This is a genomic window from Spiractinospora alimapuensis, assembly GCF_018437505.1.
In the GTDB taxonomy this organism is placed as follows: domain Bacteria; phylum Actinomycetota; class Actinomycetes; order Streptosporangiales; family Streptosporangiaceae; genus Spiractinospora; species Spiractinospora alimapuensis.
In genome coordinates, this window is sequence record NZ_CP072467.1 from 2,987,494 (window position 1) to 3,013,199 (window position 25,706).

The 25,706-nt window shown below is 70.3% G+C and carries 25 protein-coding genes; 10 read left to right on the forward strand and 15 right to left on the reverse strand.

What is annotated here, in order from left to right:
- Positions 1–8 precede the first annotated feature (8 nt).
- Positions 9–278 carry an HPr family phosphocarrier protein gene (locus tag J4H86_RS13735; RefSeq protein ID WP_236537597.1) on the forward strand — a complete coding sequence of 90 codons (270 nt, stop codon included), beginning with the start codon at positions 9–11 and terminating at the stop codon, positions 276–278.
- 168 nt (positions 279–446) lie between these two features.
- Positions 447–1,406, forward strand: a complete 960-nt coding sequence (locus J4H86_RS13740; protein ID WP_236537598.1) for a TIGR03557 family F420-dependent LLM class oxidoreductase — start codon at positions 447–449, stop codon at positions 1,404–1,406.
- Between the two features lie 35 nt (positions 1,407–1,441).
- Here the strand turns inward: J4H86_RS13740 and J4H86_RS13745 are convergent, their stop codons facing one another.
- The 4 genes from J4H86_RS13745 to J4H86_RS13760 form a co-directional block, all read right to left on the reverse strand.
- Positions 1,442–2,656 (reverse strand): Bcr/CflA family efflux MFS transporter, encoded by a 1,215-nt coding sequence (locus J4H86_RS13745; protein WP_236537599.1) that lies wholly within the window; start codon positions 2,654–2,656, stop codon positions 1,442–1,444.
- Between the two features lie 179 nt (positions 2,657–2,835).
- Positions 2,836–3,663: a mycofactocin-coupled SDR family oxidoreductase gene (locus tag J4H86_RS13750; protein ID WP_236537600.1), complete on the reverse strand. Its 828-nt coding sequence runs from the start codon at positions 3,661–3,663 to the stop codon at positions 2,836–2,838.
- Positions 3,664–3,837: 174 nt separating this feature from the next.
- Positions 3,838–4,734, reverse strand: a complete 897-nt coding sequence (locus J4H86_RS13755) for an NAD(P)-dependent oxidoreductase (RefSeq protein ID WP_236537601.1) — start codon at positions 4,732–4,734, stop codon at positions 3,838–3,840.
- Between the two features lie 50 nt (positions 4,735–4,784).
- A complete protein-coding gene (locus tag J4H86_RS13760; RefSeq protein ID WP_236537602.1) occupies positions 4,785–5,663 on the reverse strand; it encodes an NAD(P)-dependent oxidoreductase in 879 nt (292 codons plus the stop codon).
- Between the two features lie 902 nt (positions 5,664–6,565).
- Between J4H86_RS13760 and J4H86_RS13765 the strand changes: the two genes are divergently transcribed.
- Complete coding sequence (locus J4H86_RS13765; RefSeq protein ID WP_236537603.1) at positions 6,566–9,760, forward strand: ATP-binding protein; 3,195 nt, start codon at positions 6,566–6,568, stop codon at positions 9,758–9,760.
- A 176-nt stretch (positions 9,761–9,936) separates the two neighbouring features.
- Here the strand turns inward: J4H86_RS13765 and J4H86_RS13770 are convergent, their stop codons facing one another.
- Positions 9,937–10,488, reverse strand: coding sequence for a GNAT family N-acetyltransferase (locus J4H86_RS13770; RefSeq protein WP_236537604.1), 552 nt, complete (start codon positions 10,486–10,488; stop codon positions 9,937–9,939).
- 62 nt (positions 10,489–10,550) lie between these two features.
- Positions 10,551–12,425, reverse strand: coding sequence for a serine/threonine protein kinase (locus tag J4H86_RS13775; RefSeq protein WP_236537605.1), 1,875 nt, complete (start codon positions 12,423–12,425; stop codon positions 10,551–10,553).
- A gap of 102 nt (positions 12,426–12,527) precedes the next feature.
- On the opposite strand from J4H86_RS13775, the gene J4H86_RS13780 reads away from it, so the two are divergent.
- The gene (locus J4H86_RS13780) at positions 12,528–13,142 is read left to right on the forward strand and encodes a TetR/AcrR family transcriptional regulator (protein WP_236537606.1); all 615 of its coding nucleotides are present in this window, start codon (positions 12,528–12,530) and stop codon (positions 13,140–13,142) included.
- Complete coding sequence (locus J4H86_RS13785; RefSeq protein ID WP_236537607.1) at positions 13,139–13,549, forward strand: hypothetical protein; 411 nt, start codon at positions 13,139–13,141, stop codon at positions 13,547–13,549. The genes J4H86_RS13780 and J4H86_RS13785 overlap by 4 nt, the downstream gene beginning before the upstream one ends.
- Before the next feature lie 24 nt (positions 13,550–13,573).
- On the opposite strand, the gene J4H86_RS13790 is transcribed toward J4H86_RS13785, so the two are convergent.
- From J4H86_RS13790 to J4H86_RS13820, 7 genes are all read right to left on the reverse strand, one after another.
- The gene (locus J4H86_RS13790) at positions 13,574–14,479 is read right to left on the reverse strand and encodes an ABC transporter permease (protein ID WP_236537608.1); all 906 of its coding nucleotides are present in this window, start codon (positions 14,477–14,479) and stop codon (positions 13,574–13,576) included.
- The gene (locus J4H86_RS13795) at positions 14,469–15,251 is read right to left on the reverse strand and encodes an ABC transporter ATP-binding protein (RefSeq protein ID WP_236537609.1); all 783 of its coding nucleotides are present in this window, start codon (positions 15,249–15,251) and stop codon (positions 14,469–14,471) included. Before J4H86_RS13795 ends, J4H86_RS13790 begins: the two co-directional genes overlap by 11 nt.
- The gene (locus J4H86_RS13800) at positions 15,248–16,300 is read right to left on the reverse strand and encodes an ABC transporter substrate-binding protein (protein ID WP_236537610.1); all 1,053 of its coding nucleotides are present in this window, start codon (positions 16,298–16,300) and stop codon (positions 15,248–15,250) included. Before J4H86_RS13800 ends, J4H86_RS13795 begins: the two co-directional genes overlap by 4 nt.
- Positions 16,301–16,416: 116 nt before the next feature.
- A complete protein-coding gene (locus tag J4H86_RS13805) occupies positions 16,417–17,388 on the reverse strand; it encodes an ABC transporter substrate-binding protein (protein WP_236537611.1) in 972 nt (323 codons plus the stop codon).
- A gap of 17 nt (positions 17,389–17,405) precedes the next feature.
- Positions 17,406–18,140, reverse strand: a complete 735-nt coding sequence (locus tag J4H86_RS13810; RefSeq protein WP_236537612.1) for an ABC transporter ATP-binding protein — start codon at positions 18,138–18,140, stop codon at positions 17,406–17,408.
- On the reverse strand, positions 18,116–19,039 hold the full coding sequence (locus J4H86_RS13815) for an ABC transporter permease (RefSeq protein ID WP_236537613.1): 924 nt from the start codon (positions 19,037–19,039) through the stop codon (positions 18,116–18,118). The genes J4H86_RS13810 and J4H86_RS13815 overlap by 25 nt, the downstream gene beginning before the upstream one ends.
- Before the next feature lie 94 nt (positions 19,040–19,133).
- The gene (locus J4H86_RS13820) at positions 19,134–20,303 is read right to left on the reverse strand and encodes an LLM class flavin-dependent oxidoreductase (protein ID WP_236537614.1); all 1,170 of its coding nucleotides are present in this window, start codon (positions 20,301–20,303) and stop codon (positions 19,134–19,136) included.
- Positions 20,304–20,625: 322 nt separating this feature from the next.
- Between J4H86_RS13820 and J4H86_RS13825 the strand changes: the two genes are divergently transcribed.
- Both J4H86_RS13825 and J4H86_RS13830 read left to right on the forward strand, forming a co-directional pair.
- Positions 20,626–21,213 (forward strand): cysteine dioxygenase, encoded by a 588-nt coding sequence (locus J4H86_RS13825; protein ID WP_236537615.1) that lies wholly within the window; start codon positions 20,626–20,628, stop codon positions 21,211–21,213.
- A 78-nt stretch (positions 21,214–21,291) separates the two neighbouring features.
- Complete coding sequence (locus tag J4H86_RS13830; protein WP_236537616.1) at positions 21,292–21,582, forward strand: rhodanese-like domain-containing protein; 291 nt, start codon at positions 21,292–21,294, stop codon at positions 21,580–21,582.
- 20 nt (positions 21,583–21,602) lie between these two features.
- Here the strand turns inward: J4H86_RS13830 and J4H86_RS13835 are convergent, their stop codons facing one another.
- Complete coding sequence (locus J4H86_RS13835; RefSeq protein WP_236537617.1) at positions 21,603–22,004, reverse strand: acyl-CoA thioesterase; 402 nt, start codon at positions 22,002–22,004, stop codon at positions 21,603–21,605.
- A gap of 166 nt (positions 22,005–22,170) precedes the next feature.
- On the opposite strand from J4H86_RS13835, the gene J4H86_RS13840 reads away from it, so the two are divergent.
- Entirely contained in the window at positions 22,171–22,554 is a 384-nt protein-coding gene (locus J4H86_RS13840) for a VOC family protein (protein WP_236537618.1), read from the forward strand.
- Positions 22,555–22,607: 53 nt separating this feature from the next.
- Here the strand turns inward: J4H86_RS13840 and J4H86_RS13845 are convergent, their stop codons facing one another.
- A complete protein-coding gene (locus tag J4H86_RS13845; protein WP_236537619.1) occupies positions 22,608–23,297 on the reverse strand; it encodes a CBS domain-containing protein in 690 nt (229 codons plus the stop codon).
- 600 nt (positions 23,298–23,897) lie between these two features.
- Here J4H86_RS13845 and J4H86_RS13850 point away from each other — a divergent pair.
- On the forward strand, positions 23,898–24,782 hold the full coding sequence (locus J4H86_RS13850) for an SAM-dependent methyltransferase (protein ID WP_236537620.1): 885 nt from the start codon (positions 23,898–23,900) through the stop codon (positions 24,780–24,782).
- Between the two features lie 39 nt (positions 24,783–24,821).
- On the forward strand, positions 24,822–25,706 hold the full coding sequence (locus tag J4H86_RS13855; protein WP_236537621.1) for an SAM-dependent methyltransferase: 885 nt from the start codon (positions 24,822–24,824) through the stop codon (positions 25,704–25,706).

Below are 25,706 nucleotides of genomic sequence, written 5' to 3' on the forward strand. Positions count from 1 at the left end.
GACGACCCATGGCTGAGGCCACCGCGACGATCCGCTCCGAGGTCGGGCTACACGCCCGCCCGGCGACCCTGTTCGTCACCGCAGTGACGGAGACCGGCCTCCCAGTGACGATCGCCAAGGACGGCGACGCCCCGGTCGACGCCACGAGCCTGCTGCAGGTGATGGGACTCGGCGCGCGCCACGGGGAGAAAGTGACCCTCACCGCCGAGGGAACCGACGCCGACGCGGTCCTCGCCCGTCTCGTCGAACTGCTGGAGAGCGACCTCGATGCGCACTGACCCCCACCAGCGTCTCCCGGCCGGCGCCCCCTCCTCCACCTTCGTCGGCCGGGAGGCTCCGTCCTCAGGTCAAACTCGGCCCTAGTTTCCTCCGACCGTGCTTAATCCCCTCGGCGCGCGGCAAGCCCGTACGAGAGGGCTGTCGTCCACCTCGATCGGGGGAACGCCGTGAAGATCGGGTTCAAGCTCATGGCCGAGAAGTTCGGACCGACGGAGCTGGTCCGCCAGGCCGTCCGTGCGGAGGAGCTGGGGTTCGACTTCGTCGAGATCAGCGACCACTACCACCCGTGGCTCTACAGCCACGGCCACTCCCCGTTGGCGTGGACGGTTCTGGGGGCGATCGCGAACGCCACGGAGCGGATCAGGTTGGGAACCGGTGTCACGTGTCCCTTCCTGCGTTATCACCCGGCGATCATCGCCCAGGCGGCCGCGACGACGGCGCTCCTGTCCGAGGGGCGACACTTCCTCGGCGTCGGAGCGGGCGAACGTCTGAACGAACACGTGGTGGGGGCGGGGTTTCCGTCCGCGACCGAGCGCCACCGCATGTTGCGGGAGGCGATGGAGATCATCCGGCGCCTGTGGTCGGGCGGGATGCACTCCTTCGACGGCGAGTACCTGACGCTGGAGGACGCACGCGTCTACGACCTGCCGGATGTTCCTCCGCCGGTCATCGTCGCGATCAGTGGTGAGGAGTCCGCGAAGGTCGCCGCGGAGTACGGGGACGGCGTCTTCGCCACGGAGCCCCGGTCGGAGCTGCCGCGACTGTACGAACGCGCCGGAGGGTACGGGCCGCGCTACAACGAGGTGCCGTTGGCGATCAACGCGGATCGCGCCACTGCGCTGCGCGACGCGCGGGAGATGTTCCGGTTCTCGGCAGGGGGCTGGAAGGTGATGTCGGAGCTGCCCAACCCGGTGAACTTCGAGGCGGCGAGCCAGTACGTCACGGTGGACGACATCGCGGAGATGATGTCGGCCGGCCCGGACCCCCAGGACCACATCGCCCAGGTGCGGACGTTCGCCGACGCCGGGTTCGACCATCTCGCGCTGGTCAACGCCGGCGGGGATGTGGACGAGTTCCTCGACTACTACCAGGAGGAACTCGCCGGACCGCTCGGTTCCCTGGTGTGACGTAGGCGTTGGGGCGGTGTGGCCCGCGAAACGGGTCACGTCGCCGTCCGCTCCTCGATGACCTTGCGGGTCATCGTGACCAGTATCGTCGCGCCGGCCGCACTGGTCAGACACAGGGTGAGGGCCATGGGGACGGCCGACGCCTCGTTGAGGCCGACCAGTGGCGCCACCAGGGCACCGAAGGAGAGCGGGAACGTGCCGAGCAGCGCGCTCGCGCTTCCGGCGTTGCCCTGCTGGCCCCGCATACCGAGGGAGAACGACGTGGTGACGATCATGCCCATGGACAGCATGTAGGCGAACAGGAGCCCGACCACCGCGGCCAGCGGTCCGGCGAACAGGGCGACCACGAGCAGGAGGACGGTGGCGCAGGTGGCCAGGGTGACGGCCGCGCGCAGCAGGTCGCGTTCGTGCACCCGACCGCTGAGCCGCCCGACGATCGCGTTGCCCAGGATGATGGCGACACCGTTGACGCCGAACAGGATTCCGAACGTCTGCGGCGATACTCCGTAGATGTCCTGATAGACGAAGGGCGTTCCGGCGACGTAGGCGAAGCTTCCGCCGTGGATGAGGCCGACGACCAGCGCGTACCCCATGAAGGAGCGGTTCGTCAGCAGCCCCCACATGGTGCGCACGGACGCGCCGACGGAGCTCGGCACCCGACGCTCCACGGCCAGGGTCTCCGGGAGACGCCACGCGGTGACGGAGACGATCACCACGCCCAGCAGTCCCAACGACACGAAGATCCAGTGCCAGGTGGCGTTGGGAAGTACGAGAACCCCGCCACCGAGCACGGGCGCGAAGATCGGAGCCGACGCGTTGATCATCATGACCAGCGCGAAGAAGCGCGTGAGTTCGGGCCCGGTGAAGACGTCGCGCACCACCGCGCGGGACAGCACCACCCCCGCGGATCCCGTGAACCCCTGGAGGAACCGGGCGACCACCAGGGTCGTGATGTTGGGGGCGACGGCGCACAGGAAGGAGGACAGCACGAAGAGGGACAGGAAGAAGACGAGCGGCCCGCGCCGCCCCCGCGCGTCACTGATCGGCCCGATCACCATCTGACCCACGGCCATCCCCACCAGGCACGTGGTGAGGCTCAGCTGGACCAGGGACGCCGGTGAGTCGAACTCCGCGGCGATGTCCGGGAATCCGGGAAGGTACATGTCCACGTTGAGCGGCCCGAGGATGGCCAGCATCCCCAACAAGAGGGCCAGGCCCAGCCGCACCCGCCCCACCGGATTGCGCAGCACTCAGACCCACACACTCATCGCGGACCACGGAACCCCGGCGACACCGGGACGGTAGGAGAGCGCTCGCACGGGACGCGAGCCTATCCACCGGGCGGTTCCCGAGACAGACCCGGGCCCCCCGGGGGGTGTGGTGCCCGGGGACCCGGCCCGGGGAAGGCGGGCCGGGCCTCGCCGTTCGGCTAGAGCTGGCCGCCGGCGTCCACGACGTGGGTGGTGCCGGTGACGTACTGACCGTCGTCGGTGACGAGGTACATCACGGCGTTGGAGATGTCCTCCGACTCCAGCGCGGCGACGGGGAGCTTGTTGAGGTCCCGTGCCGACTCCTCGAACTCGGCGCGGCCGGGGTTCTCGACGTCGGGGCGGAAGAGGCGGAACGTGGCGTCGTTGAGGACCATGTCGGTGGCGACGGTGGTGGGATGGACGGTGTTCACCCGGACGCTGTGCGGCGCGAGTTCCTTGGCCAGCACCTTCATGAGCATCACGAGGCCAGCCTTGGCGGCGCTGTAGTGCGCGGTGTTGGGGTTGGCGTAGATGGCGGCGAGGGAACTGGTGATGACCACGGAACCGCCGCGCCCACCCGCGGCGATGTGCGGCACCGACGCCTTGAGCGACTTCCAGACGCCGGTCAGGTTGATGTCGATCATGTCCTGCCAGACCTGGTCGTCCATGGCGAGTGAGTCCGCCGGGCTGGAGATGCCGGCGTTGGCCAGCACGATGTCGAGCCGCCCGAACGCCTCGATCCCCTCATCCACCGCGGCCGCGAGTGCCTCGCTGTCGCGGACGTCGGCCTCGCGGGCGACGATCCGCCGTCCGGTGGCCTCCACCTGGCGCACCGTCTCGGCGAGGTCGTCAGCGGTGGCCAGCGGATAGGGCACCGAGTCGACCGTGGTGGAGATGTCCACGGCGATGATGTCCGCGCCCTCGCTGGCCAGGCGTACCGCGTGACTCCGCCCCTGCCCTCGTGCCGCACCCGTGACGAACGCGACCTTGCCGTCTAACCGACCCATCTCGACCTCCATGTGATGTGCGTCTCAACGGATGGAGGAACAATATGACACCGGATGCCAAAAAGGAAGAATCTGGATGGTGGATCTTTCGTCGCGCCCACCGAGCTCCGTCGCGAGGGGCCGGGAGGAACCGACGGATGCGGCGGAGCTCGGTGGTGGATTGGGTCAGCCGGATCAGCCGGCGATGCGCCGATCGGGGTGGCGCACCAGCTCGAAGACGCTCATGAAGTCGTCGTCACCGTGTCCGTCGGCCACCCGACGACGCATCAGCTCGTCGATCGGTCGCATGAGCTCGCCGTTGACACCGAGGTCTTCGGCGACCCCCGCCATGCCCGACGCCGACGCCTGCATGGCCAATGTGGAGCCGGTGCCGCCGTAGTCCCCGTGCGCCGCCTGCCGGGCCGACTCCGGGAACGACGCGATGACGCCCCGCATCCACGGAAGGAGAAGCTCCGACGCGAACTCCTCCAGGTCGACACCTTCGGAGTCCACGAGGGCGAGCGCCTGCAGCAACCCGCCGAACATGCCGTACATTCCGTTCAGCAAGGCAAGGTCGTAGAGGGCCGCGATCCCCGGGTCCGCCCCGATGAAGTGCGGTGTGGCGATGGCCGCGAGGGTCGACTCGTACGCGCGGTAGCTCCGCTCCGATCCGCTGTACAGGATGAACGCGTGCGGCCCCGGGATCATGTCCGGCGTCGCCATGATTCCGCCGTCCAGGAAACCCGCCACCCCGTGGCCCTCGGCCCAGGTGGACAGCTCCCGTGCCCCCTCCGGGGCGGAGGTGGTCAGCTCGACGAGCGTGCGGCCTCGGAGATGCCCCGCCACCGGGTCCAGGACGTGGTGCACACTGTCGTGGTCCAGCAGGCAGGTGATCAGGAGTGGGCTCGCCGTCACGGCCTCCTCCACGGTGGTCGCCTGGTGGGCACCGGCGGCGACCAGGGGGCCGGCCTTGTCGGGGCTACGGTTCCACACGGTCACCGGGTAACCGGCCTTCAGCAGGGTGTGGGCGAGTTTGGCCCCCATGTTTCCCAGGCCCAGGACGGTGACCGGGGTTCGTTCCGTGGTTGGCATTCGGGTTCCTCGGTTCTCCTCGGATGGTTCGGCGGGAGGTGGTGCGACGGTCAGAACGCGCCGCGCTCGTACATCTCGACCACACGTGCGTAGTCCTCCTTGCCGTGGCCCTCGGCCACGGCCTTGTCGGCGATCGCCTTGGCGGCGCGCAGCACGCTGGCGTCGATGCCGCGCGCTTCGGAGGCCTCGATCAGGTGGCCCATGCTGTCGGCGTTGGACTCGATGAGGGAGCCCTCGCCGGGGAAGTTCCCGCCGTCGGCCCGCGACGCGAGGTCGGGCGCAAGATCGACGGTGAGCTGTCCGATCCCCTGCGCGAAGGGGGTCAGCTCGGTGGCGGAGACGCCCTCGGCCCGGGCGAGCGCGAAGGCGTGCATGAGGCCGTTCATCGAGGTCCAGAAGAAGTCGAGCAGCGCGGCGTCGTACGCGGCCGCCCGGCCGTGGTCCGATCCGAGGTGGCTGTGGGTACCGCCGAGGCTGGCGAGCGACGGCCGCCAACGCTGATAGAGCTCCTCGTCACCGCTGTAGATGAAGACGGCTCCCGGGCCACCGATGGATTCGGTCGGGGTCATGATGGCCCCGTCGATGTAGTTGATCCCGTGACCGGCCGCCCACTCGGCCATGTCCCGCGCGCGGTCCGTGAGGTCCGCGGTGAGGTTGACCAGGGTCCGCCCCCTCAGGTCGGCGGCGATCGGCTCGACGATGGCCCGCACCGCGGCGTAGTTCATCACGTTGACCACGACGAGCTCGCTGGCGGCCACGGCCTCGGCAGCACTGCGGGCATGGCGGGCGCCCTTCTCGACCAGCGGCTCCGCCTTGCTCGCGGTGCGGTTCCACACAGTGGTGGGGTGCCCCGCGTCCACGAAGGTGCCGGCCAGCGCCGACCCCATCGGCCCGAGCCCCAGCACCGTCACCGGCGTCTTGTCCGTCATCGTGCGCTCCAATGGTCGTTGTGTCTCGCTGACGGAATCACCGTGCCTCCGCACGCTGATGGACGACTGATGCGGCACTGATGGCTGGCTGGCGCCGGGTGGATGCCGGGGAGGGGGCGATGTTTCCCGCTCTCCTCTTCGTCCCCCCGTTGGGAAGGAGCCGCTGGCGGCGCCGCTCGCCCGCCCCACCAGAATCAGAAGAGCCGGGCGCAGCGGAGCACAGGTGCGGACACAGGCCCGCCGAAGACGGCGGCACCGACCGCGCCACCGTTGAGGACGCACCACACTCGGCCGCTCCCACTGACCGTTTGAGGGCCGGGGTCTCCATCGGCAGGACGGCGCGCGACAGCGCCGGTGGAGGCAGCGGCCCTCCGCGTCCGAGGCACAGTGCCAACTCCACAACCACGGTGCCCGCGCTCGGGATACCCCCAGGCGACACCACTCGCCCCACAATTAAAAGAGCCGGGCGTAGCCCGTCCGTTGTGGGTGGTGGTGGGCGACGGGTGGGGCGGGCGTAGCCCGTCCGTTGTGGGTGGTGGTGGGCGACGGGTGGGGCGGGCGTAGCCCGTCCGTTGTGGGTGGTGGTGGGCGACGGGTGGGGCCGGTCGCTTGTGGATGGCGGGCTCGCCGTCGACCGGGACGGCACGCGAAGGAGAGGTGGGCGGCCACGGGCCCGCTGAGGACGGCGGCACCAACCGCGCAACCGTTGAGGACACGCCACACTCGGCCCCCGCGGGCAAGGCCAGACGCGGGTGTGGTGGGCGACGGGCAAGGCGACGCAGCCCGTCCTTTGTGTATGACGCGGTCTCCGCCGGGGGCGCCAAATGCCTGGGGGGGCCGCTCGTGGGTGGTGGGCGGCGGGCTCGGGGGCCGGGGGGCTGGTGATGGCCTAGCGTGACGTTATGAGGTTCGGTGTCCTGGGTCCGCTCGCGGTGTGGACGGATGACCACACGGCGGTGCCGGTGCCGGAGGCGCTGGTCCGTCGGCTGCTTGGCGCGCTCCTGCTGGCCGACGGTGGGCCGGTGGGTTCGGACGGGCTCGCGGACGCGTTGTGGGGGGACGACGTTCCCGCCACCATGGGCAACGCGCTCCAGGCCAAGGTGTCGCGGCTCCGGCACGTGTTGGACCGGGCGGAGCCCAACGGGCGCAAGCGTCTGTCCCTGACTCCCGCTGGATACCACCTCGAGTTGGCGCCGGGTGACGTCGACGCCGTTCGATTCGCCGAGCTCGTGCGGCGGGCCCGGGCCGACCGGGATCCGACCGATCGTGCCCGCCGGTTGGACGAGGCGCTGGGGCTGTGGCGCGGCCCGGTGCTGGCGGAGTTCCGGGACGAGGCGTTCGTCGCCGCCGAGGCCGAACGCCTCGACGAGGCGTGGCTCGCCGCCGTGGAGGACCTCGCCGCCGCGCGCCTGGATCTGGGTGACCCCACCGAGGTCGTGACCACCCTCGCGGCGCCGGCCGCGCGGCACCCGTTCCGGGAGCGGCTCCACGCACTCCGGATGCGCGCCCTCTATCGGGCCGGACAGCAGGCCTCCGCGCTCGAGGTCTACCACGAGACCCGTCGACGCCTCGGTGAGGACCTCGGCGTGGCCCCCGGAGCGGAGCTCCAGGCCGTGTACTCGGAGGTCCTCAACCAGGAGCCGGTACCGGCCCCCACACTCCCGGAGGACACGGCCGCGCGTGGCAACATCCCCGTCCCACTCACCGAACTGGTGGGACGCGACGACGCGCTCGCCCAGCTCACCGCCCTCACGGCGTCGCGCCGCCTCGTCACGCTCGTGGGGACGGGCGGTGTGGGCAAGACCCGCCTGGCCACGGCGACCGCCCACGGGACCGTCACGGACGCCTGGTTCGTGGACCTGGGCGGCCTCGATGCCGGGGCCTCGGCCTCGGACATCGCCGGTCGGGTGAGCGTCACGCTGGGGATCCGTGGCGACACCTCCTCCGGCCCACGCGGCGTGGACACCCTCACCCGCCTCACTTCGGCACTCGCCGCGCGGGAAACGCTGGTCGTGCTGGACAACTGTGAACACGTGGTGGCGGGGGCCGCGGAGTTCGTCCAGGCGGTCCTGTCGGCTTCACGTGGGGCGCACGTGCTGGCCACCAGCCGGGAGCCGCTGGGTGTCGCCGGCGAGACCGTGTGGACCGTCCCTCCTCTCGACCTCCCTCCCGCCGTCGTGCGGGAGGCCCCGGCCCTGACGGGTTTCGCGGCCGCGCGACTGTTCCTCGACCGGGTTTCCGATACGGTGCCGGGCTTCACGTTGGCGCCGGACCAGGTGCCGGTTGTCGCCGCCATCTGCCGGAAACTGGACGGACTCCCGCTGGCCCTGGAGATCGCCGCCAGCCTCATGCGTGGGTTCTCGCCGCACGAGATGTTGGACCGACTGGACGACCGGTTCCGGCTGCTCTCCTCGGGAAAACACGGTGTCCCGGCTCGCCAACGAACTCTGCGGGCGCTGATCGACTGGAGCTGGGACCTGCTCGCGCCCGCGGAACGGGCGGTGCTGCGCCGGCTTTCGGTACACCGGGACGGGTGCACCCTCGCCTCGGCGGAGACGGTGTGCTCGGGAGCCGGGGTGACGGCAGGCGATGTTCCCGCACTGCTCGCGCGTCTGGTTGACCAGTCACTCGTCAACGCGGAAGGTTCTGGCACGACCCGCTATCGACTGCTGGAGTCGGTCGCCGCCTACGGTCGTGAGCGGCTCGCCGACGCCGGGGAGACCACGGAGACCGAACGGCGCCACCGCGTCTACTATCGGGACCTGGTGGAACGGGCCGACCTGGGGCTGCGGGGCCCGGACCAGTGTGAGTGGCTCTCCCTCCTCGACACGGAGTCCGCGAACACGGACGCCGCCCTGGAGCGCGCGATCGCCACGGACGACGCCGAGGACGCGCGACGAATAGCGGTCGCCCGATCCTGGTACGGCTTCCTGCGGGGGCACCGGCAGGAGGCGCGCACCATGCTCGACCGCGCGCTACGCACGCCAGGTGCGGCGCCCGCCTGGGTGAGCGCGCGTGCCCGGGCCTGGCGCGCGGGACTGACGATGTTGCTGGGAACCGAGCGCGGCGAACCGAACACGGACGTGGAGGCCGCCTTCGCCGCCGACGACCCACGAGGACTGGCGCGCGCCCGGTGGTTCCTCGCCTACGCGGAGTTCGGGTTCGGTGACCTGGACGAGAGCGAGCGTCTCCTCGACCTGGCCCTCGCCGAGTTCGAGCGCTCGGGCGACCAGTGGGGCACCGCCGCGGCCCTCAGCGTCCGGGCGGACCAGGCGTTGTTCCGTGGGGACCTCGACGCGTTACGCGCCGACGCGGAGCGCGGCGCCGCCCTGTTCGTGACGGTGGGCGACCAATGGGGGCACCTCGCCGCGCTCGGGTCCATCGGTGTGCATCACGAGATCGCCGGGGACACCGCGACCGCCGACGACGTCTTCGCCGAGGGCGAGCGGATCGCCGAGTACCTGGGGCTCTGGCCCGACGTGTCCACCATGCTCGCGCGACGGGGACGGGTCGCGATGCTGCGGCGCGACCACGAACGGGCCGACGAGCTACTCGAACGCGCCCGAAAGGTGGCCGACGACCACGGGGACGTCGCCGGACAGGAGTTCGCCGACGTGGGACGGGCGATGAACGCCCGCCGTCAGGGGCGCTGGACGGAGGCGGAGTCCCTGCTCCGACGCTGGCTGGAGTGGAACCGGAAGCTGGAGGCGGACTACGGCATCGCGCTGATCCTCGCGGAGCTGGGGTTCCTGGCCGAGGAGCGGGGGGACGCGGACGCGGCGCGACGCCTCCACCGGGAAAGCCTCGCCGCGGCCCGTCGGACCGGTGACCCCCGCGCCGTGGCCCTCGCCCTGGAAGGCCTCGCCGGTGCCGCGTCCCTGTCCGGGGACCATTCCGGAGCCGCGTACCTCCTCGGCACCGCCCACTCCGCCCGCCGGTCCGCCAACACTCCGCTCCCCGCCCGCGAACGCGCCGACGTCGACCGCAGCACGACCCGCGCCCGCGCCGCCCTCGGTGACGACGTCTTCACCGCCAGGTTCGCGATCGGCACGAAGATCGACTGGCGAACCGAACCCCCGACCGGTGAGCGGGCCTAGGAACTCGCTCGACAGACGCACTTCATGAGTTCGTTGGTGCAGTGCGGACAGTAGTCAGAGGCCGGGAGGGCGCGCTGTTTCGCGGGCCTCGGGTCCGGACGCTTCGACCGCTTCGGCCGGTGAACCTTCTTCGGCCCGGTTCGGCGTCTCCGCGCGGCACCCATGGCTGGCCTCCGTCACGTCTCGACCGGCGGCATGTTCCACTCGGCGCGGTCCAGGCGGTACACGTCGACCGACTCACCGAAATCACCGGTCAACCGCGTCACCCAGCGCATGCCGATCTTGCTCGCGACGCGAACGGACCCCGTGTTGACCGGCTGGACCCGCGCCACGAGCGTGTTCGCGTCGAGCTCCGTGAAGGCCGCGTCACGGATCGCCGTCGCGGCTTCGGTGGCGATCCCCCTCCCCCACGCCCGAGGGGATATCCACCAGCCGATCTCCAGTGCCTCCGGGTCGACTCCGGGCAGGGGTGCGAGGAGCAGGTTGATCGCGGCCACACCAAGGAACTCGCCGCTGCCACGCTCCAGCATTCCGCGCCAGCCGAACCCGTGCCGCGCCCAGTGGTCGATGTGGGCCTGGTGCCGCCGTGTGGCGAACTCCCGACTCCACGTCTGCCCGTTCAGGACGAACCGAACCACCTGGGGGTCCGCGGACAGTTGGACGAGCTCCTCGCGGAACCGGTCCTCCCAGGGGGCGAGAATCAGTCTGGCGGTCTCCAGCGATTCCATGCGTTCACCCTTCGCATGCGGCGTCGTCCCCGGCATCGGCTCTTGGCGCCCCGCTCGGGCGCCTACTCCATCGCAGCGTCGGCGAGGATCTCCTCGATCCCCGGCGTCTGCCACTCGTCGACGACGAAGATCTCGGACTCGGGCAGGTACCAGGAGCGCAGCAGGTACCGGTAGGGGTAGGCGCCGGTCTCGAGTTCGGGGATGGCGATATCGGGGTTGGGTCCACAGGTGCCGGCCCACTCTCGGTAGTAGGCGTCCCGGTCACCGATGGGGACGAGGTCCTCGGTCAGGGCCGTGCCGTCCTGTGGGCCGGACTCGAGGAACTCCATGCCAGGCACGCAGAAACCGACGTCGGTGCGGTTGGCGGGCTCCACGTTCTCGCTCAGGGGAGTCCAGATCGAGTCGGGTTCGTCGGCGTGGATCCGGTCCGGTCCGTACAGTACGACGTGACCGCAGTGACTCACCGCCGCCGCGTAGGCGGCCGGGTCGTCGCCCGGGGGCTCCACACAGTCCGGATTGTGGGTGTCGAGCACCAGGGCGTCCTCGATCAGGTACGCGTCCTCGGTCTCGGTCCAGTCCTCGGGCACCCACATGGTCAGGTTGCGGAAGGCGAACTCCTGCCCGTCGGGGTCCTCGTCCTGGTCCTCGCTCGGGCTGGGAGTCTCCGGCGCGCTGGACGGGCTAGGAGCGTTCGCGGCCGCGGGTGTGTCGTCGGTCGTGGGAGTGCCGCGTATCGCGTCGATCGCAAAGTATCCGCCGGCGACGACGGCACCGGCCGTGACCACCGCCGCGCCGCCCTTGGCGAGTGTCGCCGACTTCGCGGCCGAGGTGGCGCCCTTGGTCACGGTAGGCCCCGCTCCGGCTCCCACGCCTACGGCCGCCGCGCCTCCGGACGCCACCGCCAAGGTTCGCCAGGCGTGGGGGTCGTGGCCGGCGGCGTCGATCCCGACCCACAGATCACGGAGCAGCGGAACCAAGGCCGTGGACAGCGCCGAGGGGCTGGCTGGAGCGCCACCGAGTTCCACGGTGGGCTCGGTTCGTCCCGTCCCCGTGGTCTCGTCCCCCGCCGCGGAGGCGGGGGACGACGGCGGTGCTGCCGAGGGCCGCTCGCCGAGCAGGACCCAACCGATGCTCTCCGCCGTGGGGCGCTCCGTCGGGTCGACGGAGAGGGCGGCCCCCACCAGGGAGGAGATCCTGGACGGCAACCGGCTCAGGTCCGGGGGATGCCCGTCCCGGATGCGGGCGGCGACCTCCGTCGAGGGGACGTCGCCGAAGACGTGCGTCCCCGTGGCGGCGAAGGCCACCAGCAGTCCCCAGCAGTAGACGTCGTTGGCGGGGTCCGCCGGCCGCCCCGCCATCCGTTCCGGTGCCATCCAGCCGGGAGTTCCCATTCCTCGGTTCGGGTCGTCCGTCGGGTCGCCGCCCGCGTGGGCGATCCCGAAGTCCAGCACCTTCGGCCCGTCGGGAGAGAGGACGACGTTGCCGGGTTTCAGGTCCCGGTGGGTGACTCCGGCCCCGTGGAGCGCGCTCAGCCCCTCCGCGACGCCCACCGCGAAGGCCTGCAGGTGCGCCCCCCGCAGCGGCCCGAACGCCGCGACGTGCTCACGCAGGGTACGCCCGGGGACGAACTCGGTGGCCAGCCACGGTTCGTCGCCGCCTTCCTCTGCCCCGAGAAAGGCGGGGGCGCACGTCGCCCGCAGCCCCCGCACCAGCGCGATCTCCTGCGCGAATCGAGTACGGAACTCCGCTTCGGCGGCGTGCCGCGCGGCGATCACCTTGATAGCCACGCACCGCCCGTTGGTGTCGAGCCCCCCGTACACCACGCCCATGCCTCCGGCGCCAAGCCGGCCGATGACCGTGAACGGGCCCACCGAACCCGGGTCATCCGCGCTCAGGGGACCAAGCTCTGTCGGCATTGGGGGCGGCGGGGCGGCCATGCCCCGTATGGTACGAGCGGTCCCCTCCAGAGAACAGGGCGCCGGCCGCTACCGGTCAGCCAAATCTTTACACTGGAAATTTTCCACCGTATAGTTGTGGGTGTGTCAGACAAGAGGAACTACCACTACGGAAATCTGCGGGCGGCCGTGCTGGAACGGGCCGCGCGGGTCATCGAGGAGCGGGGGCCGGACGGTTTCAGTCTGCGCTCGCTCGCGGCTGACCTGGGAGTGAGTCACACCGCGCCGCGGCACCACTTCGGCAGCCGCACGGGTGTGTTCACCGCCCTGGCGACCGAGGGGCACAACGGCCTGGCGGCGCGGGTTCGGGAGTCGCGGGAGCAGGGGGGCGGCTTCCTCGAGGCCGGTGTGGCGTACGTGCAATACGCGGTGGAGCATCCGGCGCACTTCCACGTCATGTTCGCCCCGACGCTCCTGGACTCCAGCGATCCGGAGCTCGCCGAGGCGAAACGCGCCTCGTTCCAGGAGCTGCAGGCCGGGGCGACGTCCACGTTGGCGCGGGAGAACACCGACGACGCCCCCGCCGTCGCGCTCGCCGGGTGGGCCATCGCGCACGGCATCGCGACACTCGCGTTGAGCGGAAACCTGGACTCCAGCGGGATCCGGACCATGTTCGCCGAGCAGGACCTCGCCAGCATCACCCGCCGCAGCGCCGGCCAACTCTTCTCCTCACGCCCATCCCCAGAGGAGGAACCATGACATCAGCGAGCCTCATCGCCGCCGGGGTCGTCCTGCTCACCGTGATCGGGATCGCCTACGGGGGCACGTTCCTGCTGCGCGTCGTCAACGGCGGCGTGCCGACCAACGAGCTCCAGCGGTCCTACTTCCGCGCCGGGCACGCGCACGCGGGGATGCTGGTCACGCTGGGCCTCGTGGTGCTGTTGTTGCTGGGGCAGGCGGATGTTCCCGGGTGGAGCTACACGTTGGGACTCGGCGTGCTCTACTCCGCGATCCTGATGCCCGCCGGGTTCTTCCTGTCGGTCATTGGACGGGATCCCGAGCGTCCCAACGGCCTCAAGGCGCTGATCTGGCTCGGTGCCGCCAGCCTGGTCGTCGGCGTGGGCTCCGCCGGGATCGGGCTCATCGTCGCCGGAGCCTCCGGCTGACACCGCCTCCACCTCCCGTCGATGTCACCCACTCTGTTCCAGGCCCCACCGGCGGCGGATCGACCGGTCGGCGCGACTGAACAGTAGGTCGATGAGCAGGCCGATCACCAGAACGATGATGATGTAGCTGAGGAGCCGTTCGGCGTCGTTCATGGCGCGTGCCTGGCTGAGGGCCCAACCGATCGAGTTCTGTTGGTTGATGATCACCAGCAGCTCACCCGCCATGAGCGAACGCCAGGCGAACGCCCACCCCTGCTTGAGCCCACTGACGAACAGGGGAAGCGCGGCGGGGATCGTGAGCAGTCGGTACCGCGTCACCCCGCGCAGGCCCATGACGTTGCCGGCGCGCAGGAGCACGGGCGGTGTGTAGTCGATGCCGGAGATCAGGCCGTTGGCGATCGACGGGGCGGCGCCGAGGACGATGACGAACATGATGGCGGACTCATTGATGCCGTAGAGCAGCATCGCGAAGGGAAACCACACGATCGACGGCATCGTCTGCAGGCCGGTGATGATCGACCCGATCGCGGAGCGCAGCGGCGCGAACCGGGCGACCGCGATCCCCAACGCGGCCCCGACCGCGACGGCGAGCAGGAACCCGGTGACGGCGCGGCGCATCGTGACGCGCACCGCCTCCCAGAACTCCGGCGAGGCGACCTCCGCGGCGAGGGCGGGCAGCACTCGGTCCGGGCCAGGGAGCACGAACTCCGGTTTCCATCCGCTCCACACCACCAGCTGCCACGCGGCGAGGGCGAGCGCGACCGCCAGCAGTTTGGGCCAGGAAGCCTGCCAGGCGCGCCCGGCCGGGCCGAGGAGTCCGCCACCGGCGCCACGGGTGGACACGAGCTCCAACGCGTCCAGGCCCTCGACGCGCCTGGCGTCGTCGGTGGCCGCTGGAACCGACCCCTTCCCCCGGGGCTCAGCCGGCATGGCGGCTCACCTCCTCCCGCAGCCGGTCGGTGATCAGGGCGGCCCGCTCGGCCGTGCGCACGGAGTCGATCCGCCGTGGCCGCTCCTCCTCCACCGGAAACTCCTCGATGATCCGTCCCGGGCGGCTGGACAACAGGACGACCCGGTCGCCGAGCCGCACGGCCTCACGCACGTTGTGGGTCACGAACAGGACGGTCAGATTCCGCTCGTGCCAGATGCGCTCGAGCTCGTCGTGCAGGATGTCGCGGGTCATCGCGTCCAGCGCGCCGAACGGCTCGTCCATCAGGAGCACGTCGGCGTCCTGGGCGAGGGCCCGCGCGAGCGCCACGCGTTGCCGCATGCCGCCGGACAGTTCGTGTGGGCGTTTCCGCGCCATGCCGCCCAGGCGCACCAGGTCGAGGAGCTCCTCAGCGCGTCGGCGTCGGGCCGGCTTGGCAAGCTTGCGCACGCGCAGCGGAACCTCGATGTTCCCCGCCACGGTGAGCCACGGGAACAGGGCCGGTTCCTGGAACATCATGGACACCCGATGCTCACCCACCGACACCGCCCCGCGGGTGGGGGCGTCAAGGCCGGCGACGAGGGACAGCAGGGTGCTCTTCCCACAGCCCGACGCACCGAGGATGGAGACGAACTCCCCGACCCTGGCGGTGAGGTCCACCCCGTCGATCGCGGTGACGGCGCCACCGCCGTGCCCGAACACCTTGGTCACGCCGGCGACCGAGACCGCGTCCCCGACGGGGGTCCGTTGTTGGGTGGGCTGGTCGACGCTCATCCGGTGGATCCGGAGAATCCCGCGACGGTGGTGTCGCCCCGCTCGTCCAGCACGGTGTTCAGCGGGTCCAAGGCGTAGATCCCGTCCAGGTCGACGGGGTCCAGCAGCCCCACCTCCTCCGCGTGCTCGGCGCTGCCGCGCAGCGAGTCGGCGATCGGGTCCACGGTGAACTCCAGGTTGTCGAAGGCCGACTCCAGTACCGCGTCGTTGAGTGGCGCCCCGCTCAGCGCCTCGAAGTGGGTGTTGGCCACGTCCCGCGCCTCGGCGGGGTTGTCGTTGATCCAGTCGACGGTCTCGACGTGTCCCGCCACGAGGCGCTCGACGGCCTCGGGGTGGTTGTCGAGGAAGTCGGCGTTGACGATCAGGTGGGTGGTGACGAACTCGCCGTCGGTGTCGGGCCACTCGTCGGTCTCGTCGACCAGCACGTTGCCGTCGCCCTCCAGGACGAGTCGGCTCGCGTGTGGCTCCGGCACCCAGGCTCCGTCGATCTCTCCGTCCACGAACGCGCTGATGATCTCCGGGTTCTCCTGCGGGACGATGGAGATGTCCCCGCCGCCCTCGGTGTCGAAGTCCCACCCCTGCTCGGCCGCCCAGTACCGCAGGGCGACGTCCTGGGTGTTGCCGAGCTGCGGGGTGGAGAGGGTGGCCCCTTCCAAGTCCTCGACGGAGGTGATGTCGGGCTGGGTGACGAGGGCTCCGCCGCGCGACGTGGAGCCGGCGACGATCCGCAGCGCGGTGCCCTCCGACTCCGCCCAGCCGTTGATGGCGGGGTTGGGGCCGATGAACGTGGCGTCGACCTCGCCGGAGAACAGGGCGTTGATCGCGTCGGGGCCGGCGTTGAAGGTCTGGGTGTCGAAGGCGACGTCCTCGCCGAGCGCGTCGGCGAACGTGCCCTGTTCCACTCCGACCAGCGCGGGGGCGTGGGTGATGTTGGGGAAGTAGCCGAGTGTGAAGGCGTCGACCTCGCCACCGTCCCCGCAGGCGGTGAGGGTCCCCGTCAGGACGACGACGGTGAGCGCGGCGGGCGTCCGCCACCGGACAAGAGCCATGGATGCACCCTTTCAGAATCCCCTGGAACCCTACTTGAAAAGTAGGAAAATGAACATGGAATGGCGCGAGGGATTCGGCGTGAAGCGTCCCTCCGCCGGGCGGGACCGTCGTCAGGTCAGTCCGGGACCAGGTCGTTGTACCGGTCGTCGACGAAGTCCCCGAAGTTCGGCGCCTGGGGGATCTCGCCCGCTTCGGCGAAGTCGTCGGCCAGCCGCTGCTCGGCCTCGACCAGGTCGTCGTCGATCGGCCGGGGCGTGGGCTGTCGTCGTTCGGCCGCGGCCCGGGTGACCTCCACCGGAAGTCCACTGTGTTCGGACCACACCTCCGCGTACTCGTCCGGGTGCTCTCGGCTCCACTCCAGGGCCCGGTGAACGCGTTGGACGTAGTCCTCGATCGCGGCCTCACGCACCGGGTCCTCCAACGCCGCCTCGCTCGCCACCTGGAAGTTGTAGGTGTTGCTGTATCCCTCGGCGTTGACGAGGATGCGGGCGTCCGCCTGGTGTTCCGCCTGTGCGACGTAGGGGTCCCACACGGCCCAGGCGTCCACCCGGCCCTCGGAGAACGAGGCGAGGGCGTCCGAGGGCTGCACGAAGTTCACGTCCAGGTCGTCGAGTTCCAACCCCTCACCGGACAGGACCCCCAGTAGGTGTCCGTGTGCCGAACTTCCCTTGGCCACGGCGACGGACGTACCCGCGAGGTCAGCGGGCTCGGAGAGGTCGGAGTCCTCCGGAACGAGGATCGAGGAGCCGTCCGGATTGGCGTCGAAGGCGGCCACGATCCGTAGGTCGGAGTCGGCCGCGGCGGCGAAAACCGGCGGAGTGTTGCCGACCTGTCCGATGTCCACCGCCTCCGCGTGCACCGCCTCCAACAGTGGAGGCCCCGAGGTGAAAGTGGACCACTCGATCTCGTAGGGCGTGTCCTCGAGCTCTCCCGCCGCCTCCAGCAACGGTTGGGCGCCCGCCAACTGGTCGCCCACCTGGAGCGTGAGATCGGCCAGATCGTCGGCACCTCCGGCGTCCGCGCTCGCGCAACCGGTGGTCAGGACGAGCACGACAGCGGGGAGGGGAGCAACGCGCCGGATCTTCATGGTTACCGCCTGAGTCTCTAGTTCGTCACACCGAGTTCGCTGAGTAGGTCGGCCCGGAGCCGGACGAGGTGCGGGTCCTCCCGGTGCCGGGGGCGCTCCAGTCCGACCGGGGTGTCCCGCGAGATCCGGCCGTCTGTCAGGACCACGACGCGGTCCGCGAGCAGGAGGGCCTCGTCCACGTCGTGGGTGACGAGGAGGACGGCGGGGTCGTGTGCCCGCCACAGGCGCAGCACCAGGTCGTGCATCGTCGTGCGGGTCAGCGCGTCCAGCGCTCCGAACGGCTCGTCCAGCAGCAACAGTCGGGGCTCCCGGATCAACGCGCGGGCGAGGGAGGCCCGCTGCGCCTCTCCCCCGGACAGGGTGAGGGGCCAGGCGTCGACATGGCCACCGAGGCCCACCTCGCGCAGCGCGGCCTCGGCGTCCCCGCGCGGCGTGGCGGTGTCGAGACCGAGGACGACGTTCTGCCACACCCGCTTCCACGGCAACAGTCGCGGTTCCTGGAACGCGACCATGACGGCGCCCCGTGTCGTCAGCGTCCCGTCGAACCCCACGTCCAGCCCGGCGAGGAGACGGAGAAGCGTCGACTTCCCCGAGCCACTGCGTCCCAGCAGGGCGACGAACTCCCCCGGGCCGATGGTGAGGTCCAGGTCGTCGAGGACACGCCGACCGTCGAAGGACTTCCGCAGTCCACGCACGAGCGCCGCGGCGTTCGTCGCGGCGTCGGTGTTCAGAGATCCAGTCCCCGTCGCCATACCAACGCCCTCCTCTCCAGGAGTCGAACCAGGGCGTCCGTCGCGAGGCCGAGGAGGCTGTACACGATGAGCCCGAGCACGACGATGTCGGTGCGCAGGAACTCCCGCGCGCTGTTGATCATGAAGCCGAGGCCGGCGTCGGCGTTGATCTGTTCCGCGACGATCAGCGCCAGCCAGGCCGCTCCGAGGCTCAGGCGCAGGCCCACCAGCAGGTTCGGGAGCGCCCCCGGAAAGATGACGTGTCGGATCACGCCCGTGCGGCGCAGCCCGGCGATCCGGGCGACCTCCACGTACTTCGGGTCCACGCCGCGGATCCCGGCGAAGGTGTTGATGTAGAGCGGGATGACCACGGCGATGCAGACCAGGGCGACCTTCGGCAGTTCGCCGATCCCGAACCAGAGGATGAACAGCGGGATCAGCCCGAAGATCGGCAGCGTTCGCAGCATCTGCAGCGGCGGGTCCAGGAGATTCTCGCCCCAGCGGTTCAGCCCCGCGAGCAGGGCGAACACCAGTGCCGCGCTGGCCCCCACCGAGAAGCCGACCACGACGCGTTGCAGCGAGACCGCGATCGCGGGGAGGAGCGTCCCATCCCCCAGGAGCTCCCATCCCGTCACCGCGATGGTGGTGGGCGCGGGCAGCAGCCGCTCGGGTATCAGGCCCAGCGCCGATCCCACCTGCCACACCACCAGGAGGCCGAGGGGGCTGACCCATCGGTGCCAGGTGGGGGTACCGGAGCGTCGCCTCCGTGCGGGGGCGTCGGGTTCCACGCGGTCGGGCGGGGCGCCGTCCGGGGGGTCGGGTCTCGGAAGGGCGTGGGTCACCGCGTCCTCGGGGGCGGAGGGCGCCGAGGCGTCACGGTCGGTGTCGGACGGATGGTCCTGGCTGGCCGTCGGGGACATGTGCCTGATCTCCTTGCGCCGTGGGAGTCGGACGGGACGGCGAGGCGTGGCCCTACCGGCTGGGTGGCCGGAGGAGGCGAGCCGCCGCCCCGGGTCAGCGGGCGTAGGCCGCGGTGAAGGCCCCACCTTGGAAGCCGCCAGCGCCCGCGACGGACGCGGGTGTGTCACCGGGTGGCTCCCAGACGCCCCGGTCACGGAGGATCGGGAGCACTCCCTCCCCGAACCAGTAGGCCTCTTCAAGGTGGGGGTATCCCGACATGACGAACTCGGAGATTCCCGCCCGGGCGTACTCCTCGATCCGGTCGGCGACCTCCGTGTGGCTTCCGACCAGCGCCGTCCCAGCGCCGCCGCGCGCGAGCCCCACGCCCGCCCACAGGTTGGGGTAGATCTCCAAGCCGTCGCGGGTCCCGCCGTGCAGGTCGAGCATGCGCCGCTGTCCCTCCGACTCGCTGCGGCCGAGCCCCGCCTGGACAGCGGCGACGGTGCCGGGGTCGAGGTGCTCCAACAGACGGTCGGCCGCACGCCACGCGTCCTCCGAGGTGTCCCGGGTGATGACGTGCAACCGGATCCCGTACTCCAGTGCCCGGCCACGCCGCGTGGCCAACGCCCGCACGCGGTCCACCTTGTCGGCCACGGCGCCGGGCGGTTCGCCCCAGGTCAGGTAGGTGTCTACGCGCTTGGCCGCGACCTCGAGCGCGGCCGGGGAGGAGCCGCCGAAGTACACGGGTGGGCGGGGCGCGGGCGTGCGCGCGAGCGCGGCGCGCTCCACGCGGAGGTGCTCGCCGTCGTGTGTCACGGTCTCGCCGTCCCACAGCCGGTTGACGACGCTCAGGAACTCGTCGGTGCGCGCGTAGCGCTCGTCCTTGCTGAGGAAGTCGCCGTGCGTCCGCTGTTCGGCGCTCTCACCACCGGTCACGACGTTCAACAACAGGCGACCGCGACTCAGGCGCTGATAGGTCGACGCCATCTGGGCCGCCAGGGTTGGTGAGAGGAGTCCAGGCCGGAACGCCACCAGGAACTTCAGGCGCTCGGTGATTCCCACGAGCATCGCCGTGGTGATCCAGGCGTCCTCACACCAGGCTCCGGTGGGGGTGAGCGCGCCCTCGAACCCCAACTGTTCCGCGGCGCGGGCCACCTGCGCCAGGTATTCGGTACTGGGCTCACGGGTGCGCCAGGCCGAGTCCACGGCGACGCCGTGTCCGCCCCCGACGATGCCGCGACTGTCGCCCTGCGTGGGAAGGAACCAGTGGAATGTGAGTGCCATGCGGCCGACCTACCGTCCCTGTCGCTCGAGGTGGGGGCCGGCTCCGCGTACCGACCCCCGTTCGTGGGCGCGCGGTGTCACCGCGACGTCCCACCGCCACACCGGAACCGGCCGCCTTGCGTCGCTCCCGGCTTCCGTTCGTCAGACTCGTCGACACAACCGACTTTGTCAACCAGAAAAGTAGGAAATAGACACAGCACCCGGACACTCCGGCCGCACCACCAGCACAAGTACCAGCACAAGCACCCGACAGAATTACCCACTATCCCTGTAGGAAATGTGGTTAACTGTGGGATCGCAGGTCACACACGGGAGGAACGAGATGACGACGAGCCTGGCCGGAACCGAGGCGGCCTCGGTACCCGCGCCCACGCCGTGGACCCTGGAACGGCTGCTGCGCCACACCGCCACGGTCGCCGCCGAGGTACGCGCGGGCATCCACCAGATCCGCTTCGACGCGGAGCACCGATGGTCGACCCGGCTCCACAGCGACGAGCACATGGACGTCTGGCTGATTAGCTGGACCCCGGACCAGTCCACCCGGCTCCACGACCACGCCGGATCGCTCGGGGCCCTCACCGTCGCCAGTGGCACTCTCACCGAGGTCTACTGGTCCGGCGGCCACGGCGAGCGCACCCTGCCCACCGGGACGGGAGCCGGATTCCCCCTGGGACACGTCCACGACGTGGTCAATCGGCAGGCTGATCCCGCGGTGAGCGTGCACGCCTACTCACCACCGCTGACCGCCATGTCCTACTACGAGACCGGCCGGGACAACACGCTGCGACGCACCCACAGCGTACTGACCGACGACCCGGAACCACAGGTCACGACCCTGGACCACGTGCCAACCGTCGGGGGCGGGGCTCTGGGGGGCAACCGCGTCGGAGGCGGGGTGGTGGGGCCGTGAGCGCGATCGCCGAGCTCCTCGCCCGCCGCCGGGCCCAGATCCGGCGCGTCACCCCCGCGGAGGCCCACGCCCTCCATCGTGGCGGCGGACTCCGTCGACACCCGCCCCGCCGACTACCGCGAGCGTGAGGGACACATCACCGGCGCACTGATAGTGGAGCGCAACGTCCTGGAGTGGCGGCTGGACCCCACCAGCCCCGACCGCCTACCGGAGCTCCAGGGCGCAGACCAGGACGTGGTCGTGTTGTGTAACGAGGGATACGCCTCCACCCTCGCCGTCGCCCAGCTCACGGACCTGGGCCTCACCCGCGTCGCGGACCTGATCGGCGGCTATCGTGCCTGGCACGCCGCGGGCCTGCCCACGGTCTGACCGTCCGACCACCCGCCGCCTCAGCTCGGGACGGGCTCCCCCGACAGTCGGGACCGCAGCTCGTCGGGTACCGGGGTGGCCTGGCCGTCCACCGAGTCGACGTACACGGTGACCACGCGACAGCGGGCCACCGGACCGGACGGACCGGAGAGCTCCGCCTCGAAGGTGATCGACGAGCGCCCCACCTTGGCCACGGTGAGCGTCGTTGTCACCTCGTCGCCGAAGACCACGGGGGACACGAAGTCGGCCTCGATCCGAACCCGCGGGACGTGCCCGTAGACCCACATGGTCCCGAGTTCCCGCATCAGCTCGTGCTCGGCGTGCTCGACGAACCGGAAGACCGTCGAATAGTGCCAGATCCCCGCCGCGTCGGTGTCTATCCACTCCAGGCGACGACGAACCGTGACGCTCGCACCCGACATCCCAACCCCCAAGGCGAAGGCACCCAGACGCCGTAACGGTAACACCCACGGCCGGACCGGCCCCGCACGGGCTGTGACCAGCTACGGGACAAGATCCCGGCCGGGGCAACGGCGAATGCGGCGCGGCTGTACGGGTAGGAACAGGGTGCGGTGAAGGGGGGTCGGTGTGCGTATACGCGACGTGGCGATCTATGTGGACGACCAGGCGAAGGCGCTGGACTTCTACACGCGGGTCCTGGGCTTCCGCAAGAAGACCGAGATCCCGTTGGGGGACGTGGCGTGGCTGACGGTGGTCTCCCCCGAGGACCCCAACGGACCAGCCATCCTCCTCGAACCCGAGGGCCACCCAGCCGTAGCCCCCTTCAAACGGGCGCTCCTCACCGACGGTGTCCCCTACGCCACCTTCATCGTGGACGACGTCCGCACCGAACACCGCCGCCTGAGCGAACTCGACGTCCACTTCCAACACGAGCCGAGCACCGTCAACGGCACCACCATGGCGGTGCTGGACGACACCTGCGGCAATCTCATCGCCATCACCTCGGGCTGACCCGCCCGAGGTCACGTGGGCCGGGTCAGGGGCCCCGACCCACGCGGACGGGACTACTGCGGCGGCAGCAGGTCCTCCATCTGCCAGGCGAGGTGGCTGTCCACGGCGACCACGCCGTCGACTCCTTCGATGATCTGGATGACGACCGGGACGTTGCTGTGCTGGTGGAGGCGGCCCTCGGCGCGGACGATGCCCTCGCGGACGGTGAACGACAGGTCGGCCGGTTCGATCCAGGCGGGGACGTTCTGGATGGCGCGCTCGACGTCGCGTTTGATGTCCTCGTCGGCGCGGACGAACACTCCGAGGAGGTCGCGGCGGCTGACGAGGCCGAGGAGATGGTTACGCTCGTCGACGACCGGCACCTGCTTCACGTCGAACCGGTCCATCACGCGGGCGATCGTCACCGCGTTGTCGTCGGGGTGGACGGTCACGACGCGGGTCGACATCAGCTGGTCGGCCTGCTCGGCGTTCGCCTTGCGGCGGATGGCGCCGGAGGTGCCGAGTTTACGGCGCAGCCGGGCGCGGAGCGGTGACGCGTACTCCTCGCCGTAGTCCTGGGGCTTGAACTCCTCCTTGTGCAGCATGTCGGTCTCGGTGATGATGCCGACGATCTTGCCGTCGGTGATGACCGGGAGAGCGCTGACGTCGCGCGAAACCATGGTGCGCGCGACCTCCTTGTACGCCGTGTCCGGCGTGACGGTGGCGACGTCGGTGGTCATGACGTCGCGCGCGATGGTGCTCATGGACCCTTCTCCTTCGGACGTCCTTCGGTGTTGGTGTGACCTCCTCGGGCCACGACCAACCCCACCTATTACGGTATGCCCGCAATACGGCACACAATGTAATGGAATGACGCTCGCGACAGGAAACTGGCCCCGCGTCGGTCCCCTGAACCCCTAGGACCCCGAGAACGTCGAAGATCCAGGATTTCGGCGAAGTTTTTGGAAGGCCAAAACACGGACTGTCGGGTTTCGCGGCGGAAGGCACCACTGGTCGGGGCGAGGAGGCCGAAACCGGCGGTGTGATCGCGGCTCTGAGTCGGAGATCAGAGCGTGTCGGCACTGTTATTCTGCTGCCTCATCCGCCGTACGTGCCGCACTGTCGCACGACAGGCTCCCGCCTGTCGTGGGCACGGATCATCGAGGGACGGCCGCATGCGTGTCGAGACCGACCGGACGACGCGGAGTGTGCGGTCCAGCCGGCACCGTCGACCACGGCGCCGGTTCGCCGTCCATCACAGTGCGGGCCCGACTCAGCGATCCCGAGCCCAAGCGCGTCCGTGACGTCGGGCGGTGTGCCATCCCGGACTCGCCGCCTCTCCCCACTCGACCGAGGAGTCTTCGATGGCCGAACCGAACGAGTTCATGAAGCAGGCCGCGCGGGAGTACGACCCCTCCGGGTACCCGCCCGACATCCCCACCGACCGCCCCACCGCCTCCCGGGCGTACGGCTGGCTCCTCGGTGGCAAGGACAACTTCCAGGTCGACCGCGACTTCATCATGAACCTGGAGAAGCGCTTCCCCGAGTGTCTGGACATCGCACGGCAGAACCGCATGTTCCTGTACCGCGCGGTGCGCTACCTGGCGCGCGACGTGGGCATCCGCCAGTTCCTCGACCTGGGCAGCGGCTACCCCACCACCAACAACGTGCACCAGGTGGCCCAGCTCTTCCAACCGGACGCCCGGGTGGTCTACGTCGACATCGACCCGATCGTCCTGACCCACGGCCGCGCGCTCCTGGCCGACAACCCCAACACCACCGTCATCACCGCCGACATCACCGACCCCGACGCCGTGCTGAACCACCCCGACGTCACGCGCCTGATCGACCCCGCCGAGCCGCTCGGCATCCTGCTGTTCTCCATCCCGCACTGCATCCCCGACAGTGACGGGGCCTACCGCGCCCTGCGGCACCCCATCGACCGGGCGGCGCCCGGAAGCCACATGGCGATGAGCCACGTCGTCGCCGACGACCAGGCGACCGCCGACGATCTCACGTCGGTCATCACCTCGCTCGGTATGCCTTGGTGCACCCGCACCTCGGCCACGGTCACGCAGTGGCTGGAGGGCCTGGAGCCGGTGGAACCGGGGCTCGTGGACATCAGCACCTGGCGCCCGGACCCCGACCAGCCCGCCCTGCCGGACGTCGCCGACGAGCTGAAGCAGTACCTCGGGGCCGGCTCACAGAGTAAGAAGGTCTACGAGTTCGGCGGCGTGCTGCGGAAGTAGCGGCGGATTCCCCTCCTCAGATCCCCCCAGGAGCCAGCGATGACCGGTACCAACGAGTTCATGAAGCGGGCCGCGCGGGAGTACGACCCCGCGCAGTATCCGCCCGACATCCCCACCGACCGTCCCACGCCGTCCCGGGCGTACGGTTGGCTGCTCGGTGGCAAGGACAACTTCCAGGTCGACCGTGACTTCGTGCTGAACGGTCACAAGAAGTTCCCGGAGTGCCTCGACATCGCACGAGAGAACCGGCTGTTCCTCTACCGGGCGGTGCGCTACCTGGCGCGCGACGCCGGCATCACCCAGTTCCTCGACCTGGGCAGCGGCTACCCGACCGAGAACAACGTGCACCAGGTGGCACAAAGCTTCCAACCGGACGCCCGGGTGGTGTACGTCGACATCGACCCGATCGTCCTGACCCACGGCCGCGCGCTCCTGGCCGACAACCCCAACACCACGGTCATCACCGCCGACATCACCGAACCGGACGCCATCTTCGCCCACCCGGACGTGAAGGCGTTGATCGACCCCGCTCAGCCGCTCGGGGTCCTGCTGTTCTCCATCCCGCACTGCATCCCCGACGACGCGACGGCCCAGCGCACCGTCCGGGCGGCGATCGACCATACGGTTCCCGGGAGCTACCTGGCGTTCAGCCACGTCTCGGCACACGACCAGGAAACCGCCGACGCCATGACCTCGGTCATCACCGAGCTGGGCATGCCGTGGCGGACCCGCACCCCCGAAACGATCGCCACCTGGGTGGAGGGACTGGAGCCGGTGGACCCCGGGCTGGTCGACATCAGCACCTGGCGCCCCGACCCTGGCCAACCGCCGCTCTCCGAAGTCCCCGACGAACTCCGGCAGTACATCGGCGCGACCCAGAGGAACAAGCGCATCCACGAGTTCGGCGGCGTCCTACGCGCGTGA

Bases quoted from the DNA above. Each gene is read 5' to 3' on its own strand.
- J4H86_RS13785 (WP_236537607.1), top strand. From the start codon at position 13,139: ATGACATCAGCGAGCCTCATCGCCGCCGGGGTCGTCCTGCTCACCGTG.
- J4H86_RS13805 (WP_236537611.1), bottom strand. From the start codon at position 17,388: ATGAAGATCCGGCGCGTTGCTCCCCTCCCCGCTGTCGTGCTCGTCCTG.
- J4H86_RS13765 (WP_236537603.1), top strand. From the start codon at position 6,566: ATGAGGTTCGGTGTCCTGGGTCCGCTCGCGGTGTGGACGGATGACCAC.
- J4H86_RS13750 (WP_236537600.1), bottom strand. From the start codon at position 3,663: ATGGGTCGGTTAGACGGCAAGGTCGCGTTCGTCACGGGTGCGGCACGA.
- J4H86_RS13820 (WP_236537614.1), bottom strand. From the start codon at position 20,303: ATGGCACTCACATTCCACTGGTTCCTTCCCACGCAGGGCGACAGTCGC.
- J4H86_RS13810 (WP_236537612.1), bottom strand. From the start codon at position 18,140: ATGGCGACGGGGACTGGATCTCTGAACACCGACGCCGCGACGAACGCC.
- J4H86_RS13755 (WP_236537601.1), bottom strand. From the start codon at position 4,734: ATGCCAACCACGGAACGAACCCCGGTCACCGTCCTGGGCCTGGGAAAC.
- J4H86_RS13735 (WP_236537597.1), top strand. From the start codon at position 9: ATGGCTGAGGCCACCGCGACGATCCGCTCCGAGGTCGGGCTACACGCC.
- J4H86_RS13795 (WP_236537609.1), bottom strand. From the start codon at position 15,251: ATGAGCGTCGACCAGCCCACCCAACAACGGACCCCCGTCGGGGACGCG.
- J4H86_RS13800 (WP_236537610.1), bottom strand. From the start codon at position 16,300: ATGGCTCTTGTCCGGTGGCGGACGCCCGCCGCGCTCACCGTCGTCGTC.
- J4H86_RS13790 (WP_236537608.1), bottom strand. From the start codon at position 14,479: ATGCCGGCTGAGCCCCGGGGGAAGGGGTCGGTTCCAGCGGCCACCGAC.
- J4H86_RS13835 (WP_236537617.1), bottom strand. From the start codon at position 22,004: ATGTCGGGTGCGAGCGTCACGGTTCGTCGTCGCCTGGAGTGGATAGAC.
- J4H86_RS13855 (WP_236537621.1), top strand. From the start codon at position 24,822: ATGACCGGTACCAACGAGTTCATGAAGCGGGCCGCGCGGGAGTACGAC.
- J4H86_RS13775 (WP_236537605.1), bottom strand. From the start codon at position 12,425: ATGGCCGCCCCGCCGCCCCCAATGCCGACAGAGCTTGGTCCCCTGAGC.
- J4H86_RS13845 (WP_236537619.1), bottom strand. From the start codon at position 23,297: ATGAGCACCATCGCGCGCGACGTCATGACCACCGACGTCGCCACCGTC.
- J4H86_RS13825 (WP_236537615.1), top strand. From the start codon at position 20,626: ATGACGACGAGCCTGGCCGGAACCGAGGCGGCCTCGGTACCCGCGCCC.
- J4H86_RS13850 (WP_236537620.1), top strand. From the start codon at position 23,898: ATGGCCGAACCGAACGAGTTCATGAAGCAGGCCGCGCGGGAGTACGAC.
- J4H86_RS13760 (WP_236537602.1), bottom strand. From the start codon at position 5,663: ATGACGGACAAGACGCCGGTGACGGTGCTGGGGCTCGGGCCGATGGGG.
- J4H86_RS13815 (WP_236537613.1), bottom strand. From the start codon at position 19,039: ATGTCCCCGACGGCCAGCCAGGACCATCCGTCCGACACCGACCGTGAC.
- J4H86_RS13770 (WP_236537604.1), bottom strand. From the start codon at position 10,488: ATGGAATCGCTGGAGACCGCCAGACTGATTCTCGCCCCCTGGGAGGAC.